At 68.2% G+C, this 21,180-nt stretch carries 18 protein-coding genes and 1 pseudogene; 8 read left to right on the top strand and 11 right to left on the bottom strand.

Annotated elements, in window-relative coordinates:
- From XAN126_RS28835 to XAN126_RS0125845, 6 genes and pseudogenes are all read left to right on the top strand, one after another.
- Window positions 1-210, top strand: a pseudogene (locus XAN126_RS28835) (hypothetical protein); the annotation flags it as partial.
- Between the two features lie 108 nt (window positions 211-318).
- A complete protein-coding gene (locus XAN126_RS0125865) occupies window positions 319-1,212 on the top strand; it encodes a TIGR01459 family HAD-type hydrolase (protein WP_024281447.1) in 894 nt (297 codons plus the stop codon).
- A gap of 133 nt (window positions 1,213-1,345) precedes the next feature.
- Window positions 1,346-2,347 carry a bifunctional riboflavin kinase/FAD synthetase gene (locus XAN126_RS0125860; protein WP_024281446.1) on the top strand — a complete coding sequence of 334 codons (1,002 nt, stop codon included), beginning with the start codon at window positions 1,346-1,348 and terminating at the stop codon, window positions 2,345-2,347.
- A 155-nt stretch (window positions 2,348-2,502) separates the two neighbouring features.
- Window positions 2,503-3,732 (top strand): aminotransferase class I/II-fold pyridoxal phosphate-dependent enzyme, encoded by a 1,230-nt coding sequence (locus XAN126_RS0125855; protein WP_024281445.1) that lies wholly within the window; start codon window positions 2,503-2,505, stop codon window positions 3,730-3,732.
- Between the two features lie 77 nt (window positions 3,733-3,809).
- A complete protein-coding gene (locus XAN126_RS0125850; RefSeq protein ID WP_024281444.1) occupies window positions 3,810-6,230 on the top strand; it encodes a DNA translocase FtsK in 2,421 nt (806 codons plus the stop codon).
- A 196-nt stretch (window positions 6,231-6,426) separates the two neighbouring features.
- Window positions 6,427-7,239, top strand: coding sequence for an outer-membrane lipoprotein carrier protein LolA (locus XAN126_RS0125845; RefSeq protein ID WP_245272340.1), 813 nt, complete (start codon window positions 6,427-6,429; stop codon window positions 7,237-7,239).
- Between the two features lie 28 nt (window positions 7,240-7,267).
- On the opposite strand, the gene recR is transcribed toward XAN126_RS0125845, so the two are convergent.
- Complete coding sequence (gene recR, locus XAN126_RS0125840; protein ID WP_024281442.1) at window positions 7,268-7,873, bottom strand: recombination mediator RecR; 606 nt, start codon at window positions 7,871-7,873, stop codon at window positions 7,268-7,270.
- Between the two features lie 695 nt (window positions 7,874-8,568).
- Here recR and XAN126_RS0125835 point away from each other — a divergent pair.
- Window positions 8,569-9,033 carry a MucR family transcriptional regulator gene (locus tag XAN126_RS0125835; protein WP_024281441.1) on the top strand — a complete coding sequence of 155 codons (465 nt, stop codon included), beginning with the start codon at window positions 8,569-8,571 and terminating at the stop codon, window positions 9,031-9,033.
- 105 nt (window positions 9,034-9,138) lie between these two features.
- Here the strand turns inward: XAN126_RS0125835 and XAN126_RS0125830 are convergent, their stop codons facing one another.
- The 5 genes from XAN126_RS0125830 to mnmE all read right to left on the bottom strand — a co-directional run bounded on the left by XAN126_RS0125830 (window position 9,139) and on the right by mnmE (window position 15,009).
- A complete protein-coding gene (locus XAN126_RS0125830; RefSeq protein WP_024281440.1) occupies window positions 9,139-10,032 on the bottom strand; it encodes a ParB/RepB/Spo0J family partition protein in 894 nt (297 codons plus the stop codon).
- A gap of 26 nt (window positions 10,033-10,058) precedes the next feature.
- Window positions 10,059-10,913, bottom strand: a complete 855-nt coding sequence (locus XAN126_RS0125825) for a ParA family protein (protein WP_024281439.1) — start codon at window positions 10,911-10,913, stop codon at window positions 10,059-10,061.
- A 105-nt stretch (window positions 10,914-11,018) separates the two neighbouring features.
- Window positions 11,019-11,675, bottom strand: coding sequence for a 16S rRNA (guanine(527)-N(7))-methyltransferase RsmG (gene rsmG / locus XAN126_RS0125820; protein WP_024281438.1), 657 nt, complete (start codon window positions 11,673-11,675; stop codon window positions 11,019-11,021).
- Window positions 11,676-11,718: 43 nt separating this feature from the next.
- Window positions 11,719-13,596, bottom strand: a complete 1,878-nt coding sequence (mnmG, locus tag XAN126_RS0125815) for a tRNA uridine-5-carboxymethylaminomethyl(34) synthesis enzyme MnmG (protein ID WP_024281437.1) — start codon at window positions 13,594-13,596, stop codon at window positions 11,719-11,721.
- 102 nt (window positions 13,597-13,698) lie between these two features.
- Complete coding sequence (mnmE, locus tag XAN126_RS0125810; protein WP_024281436.1) at window positions 13,699-15,009, bottom strand: tRNA uridine-5-carboxymethylaminomethyl(34) synthesis GTPase MnmE; 1,311 nt, start codon at window positions 15,007-15,009, stop codon at window positions 13,699-13,701.
- 138 nt (window positions 15,010-15,147) lie between these two features.
- Between mnmE and XAN126_RS0125805 the strand changes: the two genes are divergently transcribed.
- Window positions 15,148-17,160 carry a thioredoxin domain-containing protein gene (locus XAN126_RS0125805; RefSeq protein WP_024281435.1) on the top strand — a complete coding sequence of 671 codons (2,013 nt, stop codon included), beginning with the start codon at window positions 15,148-15,150 and terminating at the stop codon, window positions 17,158-17,160.
- A 194-nt stretch (window positions 17,161-17,354) separates the two neighbouring features.
- Here the strand turns inward: XAN126_RS0125805 and dnaQ are convergent, their stop codons facing one another.
- The 5 genes from dnaQ to XAN126_RS0125780 form a co-directional block, all read right to left on the bottom strand.
- Entirely contained in the window at window positions 17,355-18,077 is a 723-nt protein-coding gene (dnaQ, locus tag XAN126_RS0125800) for a DNA polymerase III subunit epsilon (RefSeq protein WP_024281434.1), read from the bottom strand.
- Window positions 18,078-18,086: 9 nt separating this feature from the next.
- Window positions 18,087-18,686: a dephospho-CoA kinase gene (gene coaE / locus XAN126_RS0125795; protein WP_024281433.1), complete on the bottom strand. Its 600-nt coding sequence runs from the start codon at window positions 18,684-18,686 to the stop codon at window positions 18,087-18,089.
- A 3-nt stretch (window positions 18,687-18,689) separates the two neighbouring features.
- On the bottom strand, window positions 18,690-19,538 hold the full coding sequence (locus tag XAN126_RS0125790) for a shikimate dehydrogenase (protein WP_024281432.1): 849 nt from the start codon (window positions 19,536-19,538) through the stop codon (window positions 18,690-18,692).
- Window positions 19,535-20,134 carry a Maf family protein gene (locus XAN126_RS0125785; protein WP_024281431.1) on the bottom strand — a complete coding sequence of 200 codons (600 nt, stop codon included), beginning with the start codon at window positions 20,132-20,134 and terminating at the stop codon, window positions 19,535-19,537. Before XAN126_RS0125785 ends, XAN126_RS0125790 begins: the two co-directional genes overlap by 4 nt.
- Before the next feature lie 123 nt (window positions 20,135-20,257).
- The gene (locus tag XAN126_RS0125780) at window positions 20,258-21,112 is read right to left on the bottom strand and encodes a pyruvate, water dikinase regulatory protein (RefSeq protein ID WP_029877762.1); all 855 of its coding nucleotides are present in this window, start codon (window positions 21,110-21,112) and stop codon (window positions 20,258-20,260) included.
- Between the last annotated feature and the right edge of the window lie 68 nt (window positions 21,113-21,180).

Raw genomic sequence — 21,180 nt, 5'->3', positions numbered from 1 at the left:
GCGCTGCCGGGCATCCAGGCCCGCACGCAGTCCACCACGCCGATGGCGCAGAAGGAGCCACCCAAGGGCGGCGGCCATCCGCACGGCAACCCCCATGGCAACCCCCATGGCAACCCCCACGGCGGCGGACACCCCCATGATGCGGGAAGCCACATGGGCGGACATCCCGGCGGACATCCCGGAGGCCATCCCGGCAAGGGGCATCCCTGACCCCCGCCCCGGCTTCGTCCGCCGCCCCGCAATCCGCCCGGAGCCGGCGGCCGGCCTTGTGATTCAAGGCCTTCCGTGGCACTTGTGCGCTGCACAATGGAGAGATCGATGGCCGAGACCGGCACCCGCACGCCCCTGCACGCCCCGCCGCTGGTGGAAGGCCTCTCCGTATTCGCGGGCGACTACGACCTGATCCTCTGCGACGTCTGGGGCGTGCTGCACAACGGCGTCGCCGCCTTCCCCGCCGCCTGCGAGGCGCTGACGAAGGTACGGGCGGGCGGCGCCACGGTGGTGCTGGTCTCCAACGCGCCGCGTCCCAACCGCTTCATCATGGGCATGCTGGACGGCCTCGGCGTGCCGCGCACCGCCTATGACGCCGTCGTCACCTCGGGCGACGTGACGCGCGACATGCTGGAGGCGCGGCCGGGCGCCCGCGTCTACCACCTCGGCCCCGCGCGGGACGTGGGCACGTTCGACGGTCTGGACCTCACCCTCACCGGCCTCGCGGACGCGGACCTCGTGGTCTGCACCGGCCTTCTCGACGACGATGTGGAGACGCCGGAGGATTACGCCGACGCCCTCGCCACCATGAAGGCGCGCGAGCTGCCCTTCATCTGCGCAAATCCCGACCTCGTGGTGGAGCGCGGCGACAAGCTGATCTTCTGCGCCGGAGCCATCGCCCAGGCCTATGAGCAGATCGGCGGCAAGGCCTATTGGTGCGGCAAGCCCTACCGGCCCATCTACGACACCGCCTTCGCCCGCGCCGAGGTGATCCGCGGCGAGGCGGTGGAGCACGCCCGCGTGCTCGGCATCGGCGATGCGCTGCGCACCGACATCGCCGGCGCCAACGATGCGGGCTTCGACAGCCTGTTCATCTCCGGCGGCATCCATGCGCAGGAGCTGAAGTCCATCGACGGTGCCGTTCCCGATACCGAATCCCTCGCCGACCTCTTCACCGGCCACGCCCATCCGCGCGGCGTCATGCCCCGTCTCGCCTGGTAGCGGCGACCGGGCGACATTCGGTTCCTTGAATTTGCCCGCGGTTTGACCGATCTCAAAGGCCGAATATCCTGTCCCGGTGCCATCGAGGTTCCGGGCGTCCCGCCGAACACCAAGGCAAGGCTTGCGCCCGCCGATGACCGTGTCCCTTCCTCCTGACTTCGTGCTCGTCCACGGCCCCGAGCCCCTGCCGCCGGCGCTCAAGCGCCCCGTCATCGCCATCGGCAATTTCGACGGCGTGCATCGCGGCCATCAGGCGGTGTTCGCCGCGGCGCGGACCATGGCGGCCGAAGCGGGAGGGCCGGCGCTGGCGCTCACCTTCGAGCCGCACCCGCGCACCTTCTTCAATCCCGCCACCGCCCCTTTCCGCTTGACTCCGGCGGCCGAGAAACTGCGCCGCATCGCCGAGAGCGGACTTCAGGGCGCCATCGTGCTCGATTTCGACGCCGCCCTTGCGGCCATGGAGGCCGAGGACTTCGTGCGCGAGGTTCTGGTCGGTCGCTACGGCGTGGCCGGCGTGGCGGTCGGCTTCGATTTCCATTTCGGCCGCCAGCGCGCCGGGTCTCCCGCCTTCCTCAAGGAGGCGGGCGAGCGGCACGGCTTCGCGGTGACCGTGGTCGAGCCCATGCGCGATGAGAACGACGCGATTTCCTCCACCGCCGTGCGCCGGGCGCTGGCTTCGGGGCAGGTGGGCCATGCCGCCCACATGCTGGGCCGCCCCTTCGCGGTGACGGCGGAGGTGATCCACGGCGACAAGCGCGGCCGCACCATCGGCTTTCCCACCGCCAACCTCGCCTTGCCGCAGGATCTGGAGCTGGCCTTCGGCATCTATGCGGTGCGCGCCATGACGCCCGCCGGCCGGTTTGACGGGGTGGCCAATTATGGCCGGCGTCCCACCTTCGACAATGGCCGGGCTCTGCTGGAAGTGCACCTGTTCGACTTTTCCGGCGATCTCTATGGCCAGTCCATCGAGGTGGAATTCCACGCCTATATCCGGCCCGAGCTGAAATTCGACGGCATCGACGCGCTCGTCGCGCAGATCAGGGCCGATGCGCAGCAGGCGCGCGAGGTGCTGGAGCGCGATCCGATCCGATTGCCTCGCAATCCGCTCGGTGAATCGCCCTCTTACTCCAAATAGAGAACGCGTGATCCGATCTGATTGCGAGGCAATCGGATCGGCGCGTGCTCCAGGCGCGAAGTCTGACGGATCGCCGGGTTAAGTTAGCCACACCTTAACCGGCTGGTCCCATTCTGGGGCGGATGACGAAAGCCGCCAGAAAAGACCGCAAAGCCGTGCCACCCGCACCTGCCGCTCCCCTTGCCGCTCCCCCGGAAGACCGCCGCTCGCCCTTCATCCGGCTGGCTGACCTCCTCGCGGGGATCGAGCCGGGGCGACAGCCGCTGAGCGCCGCCGTGGGCGAGCCGCAGCACGCCATGCCGGATTTCGTCGGCCCGGTTCTCACCAGCAATCTCTCAGGCTTCGGCCGCTACCCCCGCGCCGAAGGCACGCCCACCTTCCGCGCCGCCGCCGCCCGTTGGCTGGCGCAGCGCTACAAGCTGGCGAAGCCCTTGGATGCCGACCGCGAAGTGCTGGCGCTGAACGGCTCCCGCGAGGGCCTGTTCTCCGCCGCCATCGTCGCGCAACGCCTCACCGATCCGGCGAAGGGCGCCAACGGCAAGCCGGCCACGCTGCTGCCCAATCCCTTCTACGCCGCTTATGCCGCGGGTGCGGAGGCCGCCGGCTGCGAGGCGGTCGTGATGCCGACCACGAAGGAAAGCGGCTGGCTGCCGGACCTCGACGCGCTCGATTCGGACCTGCTGAAGCGGACGGTGGCCATCTACATCGCCTCCCCCGCCAATCCGCAGGGCGCCATCGCGTCCGCCGACTATCTCGGCAAGGCGCTGGAGCTGGCGCGGCGCAATGGTGCGTTCCTGTTCTCGGACGAGTGCTATTCGGAAATCTATCTCGGCTCGGAAAAGCCGGCCGGCATTCTCGAAGTGGCTGGCACCGACCTCACCCGCGTCGTGGCGTTCAATTCCCTCTCCAAGCGCTCGTCCCTGCCCGGCCTGCGCTGCGGCTTCTGTGCCGGCGATCCGGCCTTCCTGAAGGACTTCCTCGCCTTCCGCTGGGTGGCCGCGCCACAGGTGCCGGAACCCTTGCAGGCGGTGGCCGTGGCGGCGCTGGAGGACGAGGCCCACGTCACCCGCTCCCGTGACCTCTATGCCGCGAAGTTCGACCTCGCCGACCGGATGCTTGCCGGCCGCTTCGGCTATGAGCGGCCCGGCGGCGGCTTCTTCCTCTGGCTCGACGTGTCCCACCTTGCCGACGACCACCTCACGGGCGGCGAGGCGGCGGCGGTGAAGCTGTGGCGCGAGCAGGGCCTGCGCACGGTGCCGGGGGGCTATCTCGCCCGCCGCGACCTCACCGGCACCAACCCCTCCGCCGGATTCCTGCGCGTCGCGCTGGTCCAGGATCTGCCCACCTGCGAGGAGGTGCTGAAGCGCCTCGTCGCTGCCCTCTGAAGGGAGCCGCGCCGATGCCCATGGCCCGCCGACGCCCGAAGGCAGCCGCCTCCGCCGATGCCGTCATCAACAGCCGGATGGACGCGCCCCACCACCATATGCCCCGGCTCGAACTGATCCCGGAGAGCATCCGGCTGGTGGTGCGCCGTCGCGGGCGGGAGATCGTCGGGACCGGACTGATCCTCGCGACGCTGATCTCCTTCGTCGCGCTCGGCACCTGGTCCGCGGCCGACCCGAGCCTGTCCAACGCCACGCATGCGCCGGTCACGAACCTCTTGGGACGGCCCGGCGCGATCATCGCCGATCTGCTAATCCAGCTGTTCGGGCTCGCAGCGCTGGCCGTGCTGCTGCCGCCGCTCTATGCCGGCTGGCGGCTCGTCACCCACCGCCCGTTCGCGCGCGAACGCCTGCGCACCACCTGCTGGCTCATCGGGGTGCTGGGCACCACCGCGTTCCTCGGCGCCATTCCGCAACCGGACCACTGGCCGGGCCTCACCGGCCTCGGCGGCGCCTTGGGCGATCTCTTTCCCCGCGCTTTCGGCGTGATGCGCGGCGGCGCGCTTGCCGCCCTTGATTCCATGCTGATCGGCGCCGCCGGCCTCGCGATCGGGGCCGCAGGCCTGTTCTTCGCCTTGAGCGGCGGCCGGCGCACGCCCCTGAAGCTCGCCCCCGCCTCCGAGCTGCCGGGCGAGGTGGGCGACGAGGACGAGGAGGACGACGGCACCGCCGTTTCCCTCGGCGCCCTCACCCACACCTTCCTCTCCTGGAAGGCGCGCCTCTCCGGTGCCGGGCTCACCCGCCGCGCCGTTCCCGCCCCTACCCCGTCGGCCGGCCGGGCGGAAGGGGCAGGCGAGCGTCAGGAGCCGCGTCTGGAGGGTGCCGGCGCCCCCGCGCCCCACGACGTTCCCGATGCCCCGCTGGATGCTGCCACCGAGAGCCCCGCCGCCCGCCGCCGCGCGGCTCGGCGCGGTGGCCGCCGCGCCGGCTACCAGCACCCCTCGCTCGACCTGCTGACGCCCGCCCCCCCCGCCAAGGCCCCCGCCATGAGCCCGGAGGCGCTGTCCGAGACCGCGCGCGAGCTGGAGACGACCCTGCAGGATTTCGGCGTGCGCGGCGAGATCGGCCAGATGCGCCCCGGTCCGGTGGTGACTCTTTACGAGCTGGAGCCGGCGCCCGGCATCAAGTCGTCCCGCGTCATCGGCCTCGCCGACGACATCGCCCGCTCCATGAGCGCCATCTCCGCCCGCGTCGCCGTGGTGCCGGGCCGCAATGCCATTGGCATCGAGCTGCCGAACCAGAAGCGCGAAAAGGTGCTGCTGCGCGAGCTGATCGCCACCAAGGATTTCGGCGACACCGGGCACAAGCTCGCCATCGCACTGGGCAAGACCATCGGCGGCGATCCGGTGATCGTCGACCTCGCCCGCATGCCGCATCTGCTCGTGGCCGGCACCACCGGCTCGGGCAAGTCGGTGGCCATCAATACCATGATCCTGTCCCTGCTCTACCGGCTGAAGCCGGAACAGTGCCGGCTCATCATGGTCGATCCCAAGATGCTGGAGCTCTCCGTCTATGACGGCATCCCCCATCTTCTTGCCCCCGTCGTCACCGATCCGAAGAAAGCGGTGGTGGCGCTGAAGTGGGCGGTGAAGGAGATGGAAGACCGCTACAAGAAGATGTCGAAGCTCGGCGTGCGCAACATCGACGGCTTCAACGCCCGGGTGAGGGACGCCAGCGAGAAGGGCGAATCCATCGCCCGCACGGTGCAGACCGGCTTCGACCACGAGACCGGCGAAGCCATCTACGAGCGCGAGGAGATGAACCTCGAGCCCCTGCCCTACATCGTCGTCATCGTCGACGAGATGGCCGACCTGATGCTCGTCGCCGGCAAGGACATCGAGGGCGCCATCCAGCGCCTCGCCCAGATGGCCCGCGCCGCCGGCATCCATCTGGTGATGGCGACGCAGCGCCCCTCCGTGGACGTCATCACCGGTACCATCAAGGCGAACTTCCCCACCCGCATCTCCTTCCAGGTGACCTCGAAGATCGACAGCCGCACCATCCTTGGCGAGATGGGCGCGGAACAGCTGCTGGGCCAGGGCGACATGCTCTACATGGCCGGCGGCGGCCGCATCAGCCGCGTCCACGGCCCCTTCGTCTCCGACGAGGAGGTGGAGAGCGTGGTGAAGCACCTCAAGGCCCAGGGCGCCCCCGCTTATGTGGAGGCGGTGACTGCCGAGGATGCGGAGGACGAGGACGGCGACGGCGCCGTGTTCGACAAGGGCGGCATGGGAGACGAGGGCATGGACCTCTATTCCCAGGCGGTGGCGGTGGTGATGCGCGACCGCAAATGCTCCACCTCCTATATCCAGCGCCGGCTCCAGATCGGCTATAATCGCGCCGCTTCGCTGGTCGAGCGCATGGAGAACGAGGGCCTCGTCGGCTCGCCCAACCACGCCGGCAAGCGCGAGATCCTGCTGCCCGAGCAGGCAGCCGAATGAGCGTGCCGCGTCGTTTTCCCGCCTGAGCGGTTCCCGGTTCCGGTTGAAGCTTCGGCCCAACCGGAACAGAAGCGGCGCTGGGCGGTTTCCCCGGGCATCGGCAAGGCCACAGGTTCGCCATAGCCCGGCCGCAAGTTGCGTATTAGACCCCTGTCCATCCGATCAGCCCGCGCGGGGTGGGATCGGAGCGTCGGGAATGACCTTCCTGCCAGCGACACGCCCCGCGCCAGAGATGCTCATGATGCTCATCCGCTCCGCCGCCACCCGCCTTGCCCGCAGCGCCCAGCGCGAGACCCTCGTCCCGTCGGCGAAGGCGCGCCGCGTGGGCGCCGCCGGTCTGCTGCTGGCGCTGGGATTGGCTGCGGCCGGCCCGGCCGTCGCGCAAACGGTGCAGCCCCCCGCCGACCTCCTGCGCATACAGGGCCAGAAGCCCGGCCAGGCCGCCCCGGCCGTGGCCCAGCCGGCGGACGGCCGCGCGCCGAAGGCGACGGTGGACCGCATCACCAACTACTTCAATTCGGTGCAGTCGATGACCGGCACCTTTACCCAGATCGACCCCGACGGCTCCAAGCGCACGGGCGACTTCTACATGCAGAAGCCCGGCCGCGTGCGCTTCGAATACGATGCGCCGAGCCCGGTGGAGCTGATTTCCAACGGCCAGTCGGTGGCGGTCCGTGATCGGAACCTGAATACGCAGGACATCACGCCTTTGTCACAGACGCCGCTGCGCTTCCTGCTCGCGGAGCGCATCGACCTTGGGGCTGAGCCGCATGTGACGGGCATCTTCCAGGACGACCGCTTCGTGACGGTGGTGATGCAGGAGACCGTGCCCATGTTCGGCACCTACCGGCTTCTGATCCTGTTCGATGCCAAGACCTCGGCCCTCAAGCAGTGGGTCGTTACCGACCCGCAGGGCTATGACACGCAGGTGTCCCTGTCGAACATCCAGGTGAACAAGCGCCCCGACCCGAAGCTCTTCGTCATCAATTTCGAGCGGATGCTGCAGTGAAAGCTGGGGACGACTGCCCGCCCGCCGATCACATCTGCGTGCGTGCGCGGATGGCGGCGGAGAGTGTTCCCTCGTCGAGATAATCGAGTTCGCCGCCCACGGGCACACCCTGGGCAAGGCGCGTGACACGAGCTCCGGTGTCGCGCAGCACATCGGTCAGGTAATGGGCGGTCGTCTGCCCGTCCACCGTGGCGCCCAGTGCCAGGATGACTTCCGTGACGTCCTGATCGTGCACGCGGGTGACAAGGCTCGCGATGTTGAGGTCGTCCGGCCCCACCCCGTCCAGCGGCGACAGCACGCCTCCCAGCACATGATAACGGGCATTGAGGACGCCGGCACGCTCCAGCGCCCAGAGGTCGCCCACGTCAGCCACCACCACCAGCATGCGCGCGTCCCGTGTGGGATCGGTGCAGACCGTGCAGGGGTCGGTCACGTCCACATTCCCGCAGGTGTGGCAGGTCACGATCTTGCTGATCGCGTCGCCCAGGGCGGTAGCCAGCGGCGCCATCAGCGCCTCGCGCTTCTTGATGAGATGCAGCGCCACCCGGCGCGCCGAACGCGGGCCGAGGCCGGGCAGCCGGGACAGAAGCTGGATCAGACGCTCGATCTCGGGGCCGGCGACGGCGCGTGGCATGGCATCCTCGTCCCCGCCTCGCGGGAGACCCTGGGGCGTTCGGCGCCGCTCCGGAGAACCGTGCCGAACCGCAGACCTGAAGCCGCCCCTTGGCCGGAGCGGACCCGCCCCACCTAACGCGGTTCGCCCCGCCGCGCCAGCGTAAACGGCAGGACGTCGGGCCCGACGCTAGCGACAAGCTCAAGACCGCGGTTCGTTTCGCCAAAGCAGTCGGGGCAGGGGGCCGACGTGGGGGAAACCTCGGCCTCCATCGCAGCCGATAGTTGTACAAATCGACGCATGTACTTGTCGCGGACGCCGTAGAAGAACACGGCGTGGCGACCTCCCCCTAGTATCTCCCCGGCTATGGACGCACGGCCTTGAGCGCCGGCGAGCCGGGAACACTTCCAGGGTCCGTTGTTTTCATCTGTCGGCCCATCGATTCGCTGATCTGCCAAGGATCATCTCGTCGCGATGAACGCGCCACGGCGCCTCCTCGACAGCCGCAAACCCGCTCTATTGCTGGTTTTTGAAGAACTTTTGGGACCCGATTGTATTTATAAGACGAGGTGCTATAGATTAACCGTGAAACTTAGTCAGCCGATGCGGCGTCAGCCCCGGCGGAGCATGTGTCCGAGGCTCATCCTGAACCGGTCGCATTCCAGCCGCTTCCCGCATTGTCCGCGCGCCATAGCGAAGAACAGAAAGGGACTCCCGTGAGCGACTCCGCGTCCAATACTCCGTCGCCGAGCTTCATCGACTTCACTGCGGACATCGTCGCCGCGTATGTGAGCAACAACAGCGTCGCGGCCACCGAGCTTCCCGGTCTCATCGAGTCCGTCTATCGCGCCCTCGGCCAGCTCGGCACCCCGGCCGCGCCGCAGGTGGAAGAGCAGAAGCCGGCCGTCCCGCTGAAGAAGTCGGTGACGCCGGAATACATCATCTGCCTGGAAGACGGGAAGAAGTTCAAGTCTCTGAAGCGGCACCTGCGCACCAGCTACGGCATGACCCCCGAAGCTTACCGCGAGAAGTGGGGCCTGCCGAAGGATTATCCCATGGTCGCCCCGGCCTATGCTGCGGCCCGCTCCGAACTCGCCAAGAACATGGGCCTCGGCCAGACCCGCAAGAAGGCGCCCGTCGCCCCTGCGAAGAAGACCACCCGTCGCAAGGCTGCTGCCTGATTTTTTCAGATTTGGCCGCGTCCTCACAAGAAGACGCGGCCGGGATCTCAACGAAACAAGGCCGGGCAGATGCCCGGCCTTTTTCTTTGTCCAATCCTGTAAACGTCAATCCAGTCCGAGCTTGCGGCAGATCTCATCGAGCTGGTCGAGGCTCGCATAGCGGATGCGCAGCTCACCCGCTTCGCCCTTGCCCTCAAGGCTGACGGCCAACCCCAGGGCATCGGCCAGCCGCTTCTCCAGCGCGCGGGTGTCCGCGCTCTTGCGCTCGGGGGCAGGGGCGGGCGAACTGCGCCCCGTGACCGGTGCAGGGGGCGTCTTCGCCTTGGACAGGGCCTCCACATCCCGCACCGTCAGGCCCTTGGCGATGACCTCTCGGGCCACCTTCTCGGGATCGGAAACGGCGAGGAGGGCCCGCGCATGGCCGGCACTGAGCCGCCCCTCCGCAAGATGCCCCTTCACGGCTTCCGGCAGCTTCAGCAGCCGCAGCGTGTTGGCGATGTGGCTGCGGCTCTTGCCGATGACCTTGGAAAGCTCGTTCTGGTTGTATTCGAACTCATCCATCAAGGCTTCGTAGCCCTGCGCCTCTTCCACTGGATTGAGGTCGGCGCGCTGGACGTTCTCGATGATCGCGATCTCGAGCGCCTCGCGATCGCTGAGGTCCAGCACCACCACCGGCACCTCGTGCAGGCTCGCCCGCTGGGCGGCCCGCCAGCGGCGTTCGCCGGCGACGATCTCGAAGGCGTCCGATCCCTTCAGCGGCCGCACCACAATGGGCTGGATGATGCCCTTCTCGCGGATGGAGGCGGTGAGATCCTCCAGCCCTTCCTCCAGGAAGGCGCGGCGCGGGTTGCGCGGGTTCGCCTTCACCTGCTCGATGGGCACGCGGCGCGGGCCGCCACGCGTGCCCGAGCTGCGCGTCGGTGCCGCCTGCGGCTCCCCCATCTCGCCGATCAGCGCGGCAAGCCCCCGCCCGAGCCGGGAGCGCTGTTCATCCGCCATCTTCGTCCGGTCCCTCTGGTCTTCCCTCAGGCCGCTGCCGCTGCCCGTGCCGCCCGTTCGCGCTGGATCACCTCCGACGCGAGCCGCAAATAAGCCTGTGACCCCAAGCACTTGAGATCGTATAGCAGAACCGGCTTGCCGTAGGAGGGCGCTTCCGAGACGCGCACGTTCCGGGGAATGATGGTCTCATAGACCTTGTCACCCATGAACTGCCGCACGTCCTGCACCACCTGCTCCGACAGGTTGTTGCGCCCGTCATACATGGTCAGCACGATGCCATGGATGGTGAGGCTGGGGTTCAGCCCCACGCGCACCTGCTCCACCGTCTTCATCAGCTGGGAGAGGCCTTCCAGCGCGAAGAACTCGCACTGCAACGGCACCACGATCGCGTCCGCCGCCGCCATGGCGTTGACGGTGAGGAGCGAAAGGGACGGGGGGCAGTCCACCAGCACATAGGAAAAGCGCGGCGCCTCGGGATCGGCCGCGAGCGCCCGGAGTGCGTCCCGCAGGCGATAGGCGCGATCGCGTTCGGCGGCGATCTCGAGCTCCAGCCCGGACAGATCAAGGGTGGAGGGCGCCACATAGAGCTGCGGAACCCCGGTCGGCATCACCGTCTCGCGCATGGTGGCTTCACCCACCAGCACGTCATAGGTGGAGACGTTGCGGGAGCGGCGATCGATGCCGAGGCCCGTGGAGGCGTTGCCCTGGGGGTCGAGGTCTACCACCAGCACGGTCTCGCCGATGGCCGCCAGCGCGGTGCCGAGATTGATCGCTGTCGTGGTCTTGCCCACGCCGCCCTTCTGGTTGGCGAGAGCCAGCACGCGCGGCGCGCCGGCTGGCAGGGAAAGATCGGCTCCCGAGGAATAATCAGCCTGGCTCATGGCCCGTGGTCCCCTTGGATCTGGTTCCGCGGGGCGTGACCCCACGGATGAGAACGTCCACCCGGCGGCGTCGGCCCGACGGGGCGCGCCTTCCGGGCGGGGTGGCTATTTGCTGCTGCGCCTTGCGCTCCTCACGAGAAGAACCCGCGCCTCTCGGTCGCTGACGCTGGCGCGAAGATCGCAATCGAGTGTCCAGCCTTTACGGGCTTCGGTCAATTCGCGTTCGGCGTCGCGGCCCTTGGGAAACACCCCGAGCGCACCGGCGGAGAGGAACGGCTCCGCCAGCTCCAGAAGCTTGGGCAGGGGCGCCAGCGCTCGCGCGGACACCACCTGCGTTCCCGGCGCAAGTGCCTGCGCAATCTGCTCGATTCGCTGGGCGTGGACCCGCACCGGCAGCTCTGCCACCCGCGCCGCCTCGCGCAGGAAGGCGGACTTGCGGGTGTCGCTCTCCACCAGATGGACATCAGCGCCCGGCCGCTCCGCCAGAACGGCGGCAATCACGAGACCGGGGAATCCGCCGCCGGACCCCAGATCCACCCACCGCGCGACGTCCGCCGGAACATGGTTAATCAATTGCAACGAATCAGCGATGTGCCGGCTCCACACCTCCGGCACGGTCGCAGGGGCAACGAGATTGATGGTCTTCTGCCACTTGCGCAGCAGCTCGGCGATGAGGTCGAGGCGGCGGAATGTTTCACGTGAAACCAGCCCCTCGACCGTTGCGCGCGCCGCGTCGTCGCCTCCCGCGCCAGCCCCCTTCATCGGCGAGCCTCCATCCCCGTGATCCACAGCCCGAACGAACCGATCATGCGGAGCGTCCGCCCGCCCGACGCGCATGGGTGGCGATGAGCGCGAGCGCGGCCGGAGTCATTCCCTCCATGCGCCCCGCCTGTCCCACGGTGCGGGGGCGCACCCGCTCCAGTTTCTGCTTCAGCTCGTTCGAGAGCCCGGGCAGATCGGCATAGGACAGCTCCTCCGGCAGCGCGAGCGCCTCGTCCTTCCGCAGCGTGTGGATGTCCGCAGCCTGCCGCTCCAGATAGACCGCGTACTTGGCGTCGATCTCGACCTGCTCGGCGATTGTCGGCGACAGCGCGGAGAGTTCCGGCCAGATCATCGCGAGCCGCGCCATGTCGATGTCGGGGTAAGCGAGAAGGTCGAAGGCGCTGCGGCGCTGACCGTCGCGGTTCAAGGCAAGGCCGTGTCGCGCCCCCTCTGTCGGCGTGAGGGAAAGGCTGCGGGTGAGGGCGCGCCCCGCCTCCAGCGTGTGCGTGCGCGCGTTGAAATGCGCCAGTCGCTCGGCACCGACCAGACCAAGCGCAGCACCGCGGATGGTCAGGCGCTGGTCGGCATTGTCGGCCCGCAGGGTCAGCCGATATTCGGCGCGGGAGGTGAACATGCGATAGGGCTCGCTGACACCGCGTGTCACGAGGTCGTCCACCATCACGCCGAGATAGGCCTCGGCCCGGTCGAGCACGACGCCGTCCGACCCGCCCGCGCGGCGGGCCGCATTAAGCCCCGCGAGCAGGCCCTGCGCCGCAGCCTCCTCATACCCCGTGGTCCCGTTGATCTGGCCGGCGAGGAAGAGGCCCGCCACGCGCTTCGTCTCCAGCGTCGGCGCAAGCTCGCGCGGGTCCACATGGTCGTACTCGATGGCATAGCCCGGCCGCAGCACCGCCACCTGCTCCAAACCGGGAATGGTGCGCAGGAACGCGATCTGCACATCGGCCGGCAGGGAGGTGGACAGGCCATTAGGATAGACGGTGGGATCGTCCAGCCCCTCCGGCTCCAGGAAGATCTGGTGGCCGTCGCGATCACCGAAGCGGACAATCTTGTCCTCGATGGACGGGCAGTAACGCGGCCCGGTACTGCCGATGCGCCCGGAATACATGGCGGAACGGGAGAGGTTCTGCCGGATCAGCTCGTGGGTCGCGTCGGTGGTGCGGGTGATGCCGCATTCCACCTGGGGGTTGGGCAGCCTGGTAGTGAGCGCGGAGAAGGGCTCGGGCGGATCGTCGCCGGCCTGCATCTCAAGGCTCGCCCAATCGATGGTCCGGCCATCGAGCCGCGCCGGCGTGCCGGTCTTGAGGCGGCCGAGCGCGAAGCCGAGACGCGAGAGGGCAGGGGAGAGGCCGAGCGCCGGCTTTTCGCCCATGCGCCCGGCGGGGTAGCTATCCTCGCCGAGATGGATCAAGCCATTGAGGAAGGTGCCCGTGGTGAGCACCACCGCGCCGCAGGCGAGCTCCCGCCCGTCGGCGAGGCGCAGCCCCGCCACGCGGCCATCCTTCACGAGAAGGTCGTCGGCCTCGCCTTCCACCACGTCCAGCCCCGGCTGTTCGGCCAGAGCCTGCTGCATGGCGCGGGCATAGAGCTTGCGGTCCGCCTGCGCGCGAGGCCCGCGCACGGCCGGGCCCTTGCGGCGATTGAGAACGCGAAACTGGATGCCACCCTGGTCCGCGACCCGGCCCATCAATCCGTCCAGCGCATCGATCTCGCGCACCAGATGGCCCTTGCCCAGACCGCCGATGGCGGGGTTGCAGGACATGGCGCCGATGGTGGCCTGCGCGTGGGTGACGAGCGCAGTGCGCGCGCCGACCCGCGCCGCGGCGGCGGCGGCTTCGCATCCGGCATGTCCGCCGCCCACGACGACGACATCGAAGGCGAGCGGGTGGGGCGTTCCGTTCATGGTGGTCCGGGACAGAGGGATATTGCCCCTCTGGAAACGCCCCTTATTGGGCGCCGTCAAGGCTGGGCGGAATGTTTCACGTGAAACACGCCGGCCCGGCGTCTATTTGCCGATGCAGAAGGTGCTGAAGAGGCGATCGAGCACGTCCTCCACATCCACCCGGCCGATGGTCTGGTCGAGCGCCCGCACCGCGAGGCGGACATCCTCGGCTCGCAGCTCCTCATGTCCGCCATGCGCGCGCATGGCCCGCTCCAGATGGCGGGCAGCATCTTCCAGAGCGAGCCGCTGGCGCTCCCGCGTCACCAGTGCCGGCTCTCGGCCGCACAGCGCCTCGGCCCGCGCCGCGATGGCCGCGACAATATCCTCGACCCCGTCTCCGGTGACGGTGGAGAGGCCGATGAAGCCCTGGGGTACGGTCCCACCCTGGTCGATCTTCGTCCGCACGCATATGGCGGTGGCGAAGGCGGCGGGCGGCGAAGTCCCCTCGTCGCTGAGCCAGAGCACCGCGTCCGCGACCTCGGCACGCGCGAGCGCCCGGCGCACGCCCTCTGCTTCCACGGCGTCGGCCGTCTCGCGCAGGCCGGCCGTGTCGAGCAGTGTCACCGCCTGGCCCGCGAGTTCCAGATGCACTTCCAGAACGTCGCGCGTCGTGCCGGCGATGGGGGAGACGATGGCGGCATCCCGCCCGGCGAGGCGATTCAGCAGGGACGATTTTCCCGCATTGGGCGGGCCGGCGATGGCCACCACAAGTCCATCCCTCACCCGCTCGCCACGCGCCGCATCCGCCAGCGCCGCAAGCAATTCGCGATGGAGGCCGCCGATGAGGTCCAGCGCCGGTCGGACCATATCCTCCGCCACATCCGCTTCGTCGGAAAAATCGATGCCCGCTTCCAGAAGGGCGAGGGCGGAGACCAGGCCCTCCCGCCAACCCGTCACGCGGCGGGAGAGAGTGCCGGAGGCGAGCGCCATGGCCTGCCGGCGCTGGGCCTCAGTCTCGGCAGCGATGAGATCGGCTAGGCCCTCCACCTCCGCGAGGTCCAGCTTCCCGTTGGCATGGGCCCGCCGGGTGAATTCGCCGGCCTCGGCCGGGCGAAGGCCCGGAAGCGAGCCGAGGGCGCGCAGCACCGCCGCCACCACCGCGCGCCCGCCATGAAGATGCAGCTCCACCACATCCTCCCCCGTGGCGCTCGCCGGGCCGGGGAAGAAGAGCACCAGTCCGCGATCCAGCTCCTCGCCCGTCGCGGGATGATGAAGGGCTGAATAGCGGGCCACACGCGGCGGGGGCAGGGTGCCTGAGAGCGCCAGCGCCGCAGCGCCGGCCTCCGACCCCGAAAGGCGGAGCACGGCGACGCCGGCAGGCAGTCGGCCCGAAGACAAGGCGAAGATGGTATCGCTGGCGGTTTCACCGGACATGGCCTGATCCTCCAGGCAGATGGCTGCGGATTTGCACGGCGTCCTGGACCAGACGCCCCGCACCCCGTTTCTTCGCCCGAACCTTTATCCTGCGATCACGTTGCCTTCAAAGCCGGCCAGAGCCGAAGGATTTCCGACATGAGCCTCAATCGCCTGTCCCGCGAGACGAGCCCCTATCTGCTCCAGCACAAGGACAATCCGGTGCATTGGTGGCCATGGGGGGCGGCGGCGTTCGCCGAGGCGCGCGCCACCGGCAAGCCCATCCTCCTTTCGGTCGGCTATGCGGCCTGCCACTGGTGCCATGTGATGGCCCACGAGAGCTTCGAGAATCCCGAGATCGCGGCGCTGATGAACGCGCTGTTCGTGAACATCAAGGTGGACCGGGAGGAGCGGCCGGACGTGGACCAGATCTACATGTCCGCGCTCCAGCAACTCGGGCAGAGCGGAGGGTGGCCGCTCACCATGTTCCTCGATCCCGAAGGCCGGCCATTCTGGGGCGGCACCTATTTTCCCCCCAAGGCGAGCTATGGCCGGCCCGGCTTCACCGAGGTTCTGCAGCAGGTCTCTTCCGTGTTCTCCGAGAGCCCGGAGAAGGTGGAGAAGAACACGCAGGCGATCCTCGCCCGGCTGAAGAAAGCCGCCCAGCCGACGGAAGGCGTCGCCATCGGCATCGACGATCTCGACGATGCCGCCCGGCGCCTTGTGCCCTTGATCGATCCCGTGCATGGCGGCCTGAAGGGTGCTCCGAAATTCCCCCAGTCGGGCCTGCTCGAACTCCTCTGGCGCGCCGGCACCCGCAATCGCGACGATGCCATGAAGGCGCTGGTCGCGCTCACGCTGAACCGCATGTGCGAGGGCGGCATCTACGATCATCTCGGCGGCGGCTTCGCCCGCTATTCGGTGGACGAGATCTGGTTCGTCCCGCACTTCGAGAAGATGCTTTACGACAACGCGCTGCTGCTGGAGCTACTGGCGCTCGCCTATGCCGACACCGGCGACACCCTGTTCCTCCGGCGCGCCCGCGAGACGGTGGGCTGGCTGAAACGAGAGATGCTGGCCCGCTCCGGCGCCTTCACGGCGAGCCTCGATGCCGATTCGGAGGGGCACGAGGGGCGCTTCTACGTCTGGTCGCTGGCGGAGATCGAGGAAGTGCTGGGGGCTGAGGATGCAGCGTTCTTCGCTCGCATCTACGACGTGACGAAGGCCGGCAACTGGGAGGAAGGAAACATCCTCAACCGCACCGATGCCGGCGTGATTTCCCCCGAGGACGAGGCGCGGCTCGTGCCCCTGCGGGAAAAGCTGCTCGCGCGCCGGGCGGGGCGGGTGCGGCCGGGGCGGGACGACAAGGTGCTGGCCGACTGGAACGGGCTGATGATCGCCGCGCTCGCCCGCGCCGGTGCCTTCCTGAGCGAGGAGGAATGGGTCGGTCTCGCACGCACGGCCTTCGGCGCGGTGACGGCGCATATGGTGAGGGACGGGCGGCTCGCGCACTCCTGGTGCGGGGACAAGATGGTGACGCCGGGCCTTGCCTCCGACCTCGCGGCCATGGCCCGCGCCGGCATCGCGCTGGCCGAGGCGACGGGGGACAAGGCGCCCTTCCGGCTGGCGGCCGGGTTCCTCGATGCGCTGGAACAGCACCATCTGGACCCCGCGACGGGAACCTACTTCCTCACCGCGGACGACGGGGACAGCCTCATCGTTCGGCCCTCCGCGACCCATGACGAGGCAGTGCCGAACTACAATGCGGTCGCCGCCGATGCCCTCATCCGGCTTGCGGCCCTGACTGGCGATGACAGTCTGCGCATGCGCGCGGACCGCATTCTCACCGGCCTGTCGGGCGCGGCGGCGCGCAACGTGCTCGCCCATGGCGCCACCCTGAACGCCATCGCCACGCGTCTCGGCCTCGCCGAGATCGTCACCACCGGTGCGAAAGGGGAGGCGCTGGCCCAGGCTGCGCTCAAGGTCCCGTTCCCGCTCCGGGTCGTGGTGCGCGCCGAAGGCGTGGCGGCTCCCGTCGGGAGCGTCACCGCAGCCCGGATCGCGTCCGCCCGGGAGGAGGGAGCGGCCTTCGTGTGCGTCGGAGAGCGCTGTTCACTGCCCGTGACCGAGCCGGACAGGGTAAAGGTCGCAGTGGCGGCGATTTTGGGCTGAAAGCCCCATTGCGAGGCGCCACCGGGAGACCCCACCCTCTAAAATCGCTTGGGAGAGTCACCAGCGGGTGGGGAAAACCGGATGACCAATGAGCTGGACCGAGGACGATTTTGCCGCCAGAGACCTTCCCAATCGATCAACTTTTGATTGAAATTCGGTTGTAAAAATCATTTCTGGCTGCAGACGTCACCGACTCAGCTCGCCGTGCTCTCCGCTGCGGGCGCGTCGGCATACTTCAGCCAGATCGCCTTCTCACCCAGTGCCGCGACGAAGGCGGCATGAGCTTCCGATTCGGACGAACTGATTCGCGCGGGCAGGGGAACGGGGCGGGGATGCGCCGCGCGCGCCTCGACCACAAGGCGCGGCGCCTCGGTGCTTTCCTCCACGAGGCCGATGAGGGTCGCCTGCCGGCCGCCAAGCAGTTCGCTATAGACCTCGGCCAAAAGCTCGGCATCGAGAAGCGCGCCATGCTTCACCCGACGCGACGAATCGATGCCGTAGCGGTTCATCAGGTCGTCGAGACGATTGCCGCCGCCGGGATGCTTGCGACGGGCCAGCGCCAGCGTGTCCACCACCCGGTCGCGGGCGATGGACGGGCGGCCGAGGCGCTCCAGCTCGGCATTCAGGAAGCCGATGTCGAACGCAGCGTTGTGGATGACCAAAGTATCTTCCTGGATGAACTCCAGGAATTCATCAGCAACCTGCGAGAAGATTGGCTTGTCGGACAGAAATTCCGCCGACAGGCCGTGAACGTTGAACGCCTCCTGCGGCATGTCCCGCTGGGGGTTGATATAGACGTGGAAGACGTTGCCGGTGAGGATGCGATTGACCATCTCGACGCAGCCGATTTCCACCAGCCGATCGCCGCCATAGGCTTCGAGGCCCGTGGTCTCGGTGTCGAGCACGATCTCGCGCATGGCTTCCCCTCACCCCTTCCGCCGACCCGGCCCCGACAAAGCGCGCACGATGCCGGCCACCTGATACTCGGCAGCGGCAAACCCGCGCCCGGTATCGATGACGAAATGGGCACGATGGCGCTTCTCGCCGTCCGGCATCTGCTTGGCGAGAATGGTCGCGAATTTCTCGTCCGTCATGCCCGCGCGGGCGAGCACGCGCTCGCGTTGCACAGCTTTCGACGCGCTGACCACAGCTACGGCGTCCACCCGTCTGTCTCCGCCCGTCTCGAACAGGAGCGGAATGTCCAGAACAGCGAGACGCGCTCCGCTCTCCCGCGCCTTGGTGAGAAAGGCCGTCTCGGCTTCACGCACCAAAGGATGGACAATGACCTCCAGCCGCTTCATTGCCTCCGCGTCACCGAGCACCCAGGCGCCCAGCGCCGCACGATCAATGACACCGTCACGGGCCACGCCGGGAAAAGCCGCCTCGACCGGTGCCACCGCCGCACCCCGATAGAGCGCGTGGACCGAAGCATCGGCATCATGCACCGGCACGCCCAGCGCCCGGAACATCCGCGCGGTGGCCGACTTGCCCATGCCGATGGAGCCGGTAAGGCCGAGCACCCACATCTTTCAGGCCTCCAGCTGCCCCTTGGCGCGAAGGTCTTCCACCAGAACCGCCCGCAGCTCCGGCGTCACTTCGGGCGTCACGCCAAACCAGCGGCGAAAGCCGGGCACGCCCTGGTGCAGCAGCATGCCCAGCCCATCGACCGTGCGGAAGCCGGCGGCGGACGCAGCTTTGAGCAAAGGTGTCATGAGCGGCACATAGACAATGTCGCTGACCACCGCCTCGGGGCGCAGCCGGCCAAGATCGAGCGTCAGCGGGTCCGATCCCTTCATGCCCAGCGAGGTACAGTTCACGAGGATATCCACCTCGCCCATCACCTCGGCGATGCGGTCGAAGGCGAGCGGGCGCACGCGCGGCCCGAAGAGGGATGCCACCGTCTCGGCGCGCTCCAGCGTGCGATTGGCGAGCACCACCCGGTCGAAGCCTCGGCCGACCAGCGCATGAACCACCGCGCGCGAGGCACCGCCGGCGCCGATCACCAGAGCGCAGTTGCGCGCGCCGTCCCAGCCGGGAGCGGAGGCGTCGAGATTGGCGATGAAGCCATATCCGTCGGTGCTCGCCCCGTGGAGCTTTCCTCCCTCCAGCCAGAGGGTATTGGCCGCACCCAAGGCGGCGGCGCTCTCGTCCGCCTCGTCGAGAACGGAGAAGGCGATCTCCTTGTTGGGCAGCGTGACGTTGCAGCCGGCATAGCCGCGCGCGGCAAGGCTCCGGTAGAAGTCCGCCGCCGTCTCCGGCGGCACCTCCTCGCGCTCGTAAGCGCCGTCGATGCCATAGGCCTTCAGCCAATAGCCGTGCAGCAGCGGCGAGCGGGAATAGGTGACGGGCTGGCCGGTGACACAGGCCCGAACCGTCATGGCAGCAGCCCCTGCTCGCGGAAGAAGGGTAGAAGCTGCAGCAGCGGCAGGCCGAGAATGGTGAAGTGGTCTCCATCCACGCGGGTGAAGAGATGCACCCCCACCGATTCCAGCTGATAGGCGCCGACCGATGTCAGCACACGGGGACCGGCGGCGGCGAGATAGGACGCCAGCGTCTCTTCGGTCAGCGGGCGCATGGTAAGGAAAGCGCTCACCACCGTGTCGAACAGCACCACGCCGTCGCTCGCCACCGCAACGGCGGAATGGAGCGCGTGCGTCTGGCCCGCGAGCTCGAACAGCTGGTTGCGGGCAGCCTCCACCGAGGCCGGCTTGTGGTAGATCTTCGGCCCCAGCGCCAAGGTCTGGTCGGCGCCAAGCACCAGGCGTCCCGGCGCGGCCTTCGATCCCGACAGCGCCTTGGCCCGCGCGAGCAGAAGGGCAATGCCGGCCGGGTCCGTGTCACCGGCCGCCTCCTGAAGGGCGCGCTCGTCCACATCGGCGGCCACGGTTTCCACAGGCACGCCCGCATGCACGAGAAGGGTCAATCGGGTCGCGCTCTTGGACGCGAGCACGAGCGGCTGTTCGCCACGCCACACGATCGTCTCTCCTCTGTTGCGCTGCCGTCAAAAAATGACGCACTGCGCTGATCTCACGCCTGCGTCCGCGATGCAAACCAAAGCGCGGCCCAATCGGGCGCCACGCCTCAGCTTTTGGCGGCCTCAGGTTTCAGCGATGGAGCGGCGTCGGTGATCGCTGTAGAGGCTGAGGATGTTGGCCGCGGTTTCCTCGATGGAGCGACGCGTGACATCGATCAGCGGCCATCCGTTGCGCGCGCACAGGCGACGGGAGAAAGCCAGCTCCTCGGAAACCGCCTCGCGGTCGGTATAGGTCGACGATCCGGTCTCCACCGCATTGAGCCCCAGCAACCGGTTCTGGCGGATCTCTACAATGCGCTCGGGGCTGGCGACGAGGCCAACCACCAGCGGCTTCTTCAGCTTCTCGATGTTGGGCGGCAGCGGGACGTTGGGCACGAGGGGGATGTTCGCCGCCTTGATACCGCGGTTGGCGAGATAGATCGAGGTCGGCGTTTTCGAGGTGCGCGACACGCCGAGCAGTACCACGTCGGCATGCTCGAGGTCTTCGGTGAGATGCCCGTCGTCATGCATGACGGTGAAGTTGAGCGCGTCGATGCGCTTGAAATAGCTGGCATCCAGCGCGTGCTGGCCGCCCACGCGCGGCGTCGGCTCACCACCGAGATAGGACTGGAACAGCCGAACCACGGGCGCCATCACCGAGAGATGCGGCAGGCCCAGCTCTTCGCAGCGCGAGCGCAGACGGCTGCGGATGTCCTTGTCCACCAGAGTGAAGAGGACGATGCCGGGATTGGCCTCCACCTCGATCAGCACCCGCTCCAGCTGTTTCATGGAACGAACCAGCGGGTAGACGTGTTCGATGGGCAGCACGTTCGCATATTGCGCGCTGGCCGCCCGACCAACATTGATCAGGGTTTCGCCCGTGGCGTCCGACACGAGGTGGAGGTGGAAATAGGCCTCGCCAGGCTTCGACTGAGTCACTTTGTCCACCGCTCCTGTGGAAGGCTGTTGAGGAAGGCACGCGTTCTGGCCCCTTGCAAGGGCGGCCT

The organism is Xanthobacter sp. 126 (assembly GCF_000526175.1).
Taxonomy (GTDB): Bacteria; Pseudomonadota; Alphaproteobacteria; order Rhizobiales; family Xanthobacteraceae; genus Xanthobacter; species Xanthobacter aminoxidans.
The sequence above is the reverse complement of the archived record's forward strand: the minus strand, read 5'-3'. Positions and strand labels throughout refer to the sequence as shown.

Bases quoted from the DNA above. Each gene is read 5' to 3' on its own strand.
- coaE (WP_024281433.1), bottom strand. From the start codon at position 18,686: ATGTGGGTGCTCGGCCTTACCGGCTCCATCGGCATGGGCAAGTCGGCC.
- XAN126_RS0125860 (WP_024281446.1), top strand. From the start codon at position 1,346: ATGACCGTGTCCCTTCCTCCTGACTTCGTGCTCGTCCACGGCCCCGAG.
- XAN126_RS0125845 (WP_245272340.1), top strand. From the start codon at position 6,427: ATGACCTTCCTGCCAGCGACACGCCCCGCGCCAGAGATGCTCATGATG.
- mnmE (WP_024281436.1), bottom strand. From the start codon at position 15,009: ATGTCCGGTGAAACCGCCAGCGATACCATCTTCGCCTTGTCTTCGGGC.
- dnaQ (WP_024281434.1), bottom strand. From the start codon at position 18,077: ATGCGCGAGATCGTGCTCGACACCGAGACCACGGGCCTCGAAGCCTAT.
- recR (WP_024281442.1), bottom strand. From the start codon at position 7,873: ATGCCACGCGCCGTCGCCGGCCCCGAGATCGAGCGTCTGATCCAGCTT.
- XAN126_RS0125830 (WP_024281440.1), bottom strand. From the start codon at position 10,032: ATGGCGGATGAACAGCGCTCCCGGCTCGGGCGGGGGCTTGCCGCGCTG.
- XAN126_RS0125865 (WP_024281447.1), top strand. From the start codon at position 319: ATGGCCGAGACCGGCACCCGCACGCCCCTGCACGCCCCGCCGCTGGTG.
- XAN126_RS0125825 (WP_024281439.1), bottom strand. From the start codon at position 10,913: ATGAGCCAGGCTGATTATTCCTCGGGAGCCGATCTTTCCCTGCCAGCC.
- XAN126_RS0125850 (WP_024281444.1), top strand. From the start codon at position 3,810: ATGGACGCGCCCCACCACCATATGCCCCGGCTCGAACTGATCCCGGAG.
- XAN126_RS0125805 (WP_024281435.1), top strand. From the start codon at position 15,148: ATGAGCCTCAATCGCCTGTCCCGCGAGACGAGCCCCTATCTGCTCCAG.
- rsmG (WP_024281438.1), bottom strand. From the start codon at position 11,675: ATGAAGGGGGCTGGCGCGGGAGGCGACGACGCGGCGCGCGCAACGGTC.
- XAN126_RS0125790 (WP_024281432.1), bottom strand. From the start codon at position 19,538: ATGACGGTTCGGGCCTGTGTCACCGGCCAGCCCGTCACCTATTCCCGC.
- mnmG (WP_024281437.1), bottom strand. From the start codon at position 13,596: ATGAACGGAACGCCCCACCCGCTCGCCTTCGATGTCGTCGTCGTGGGC.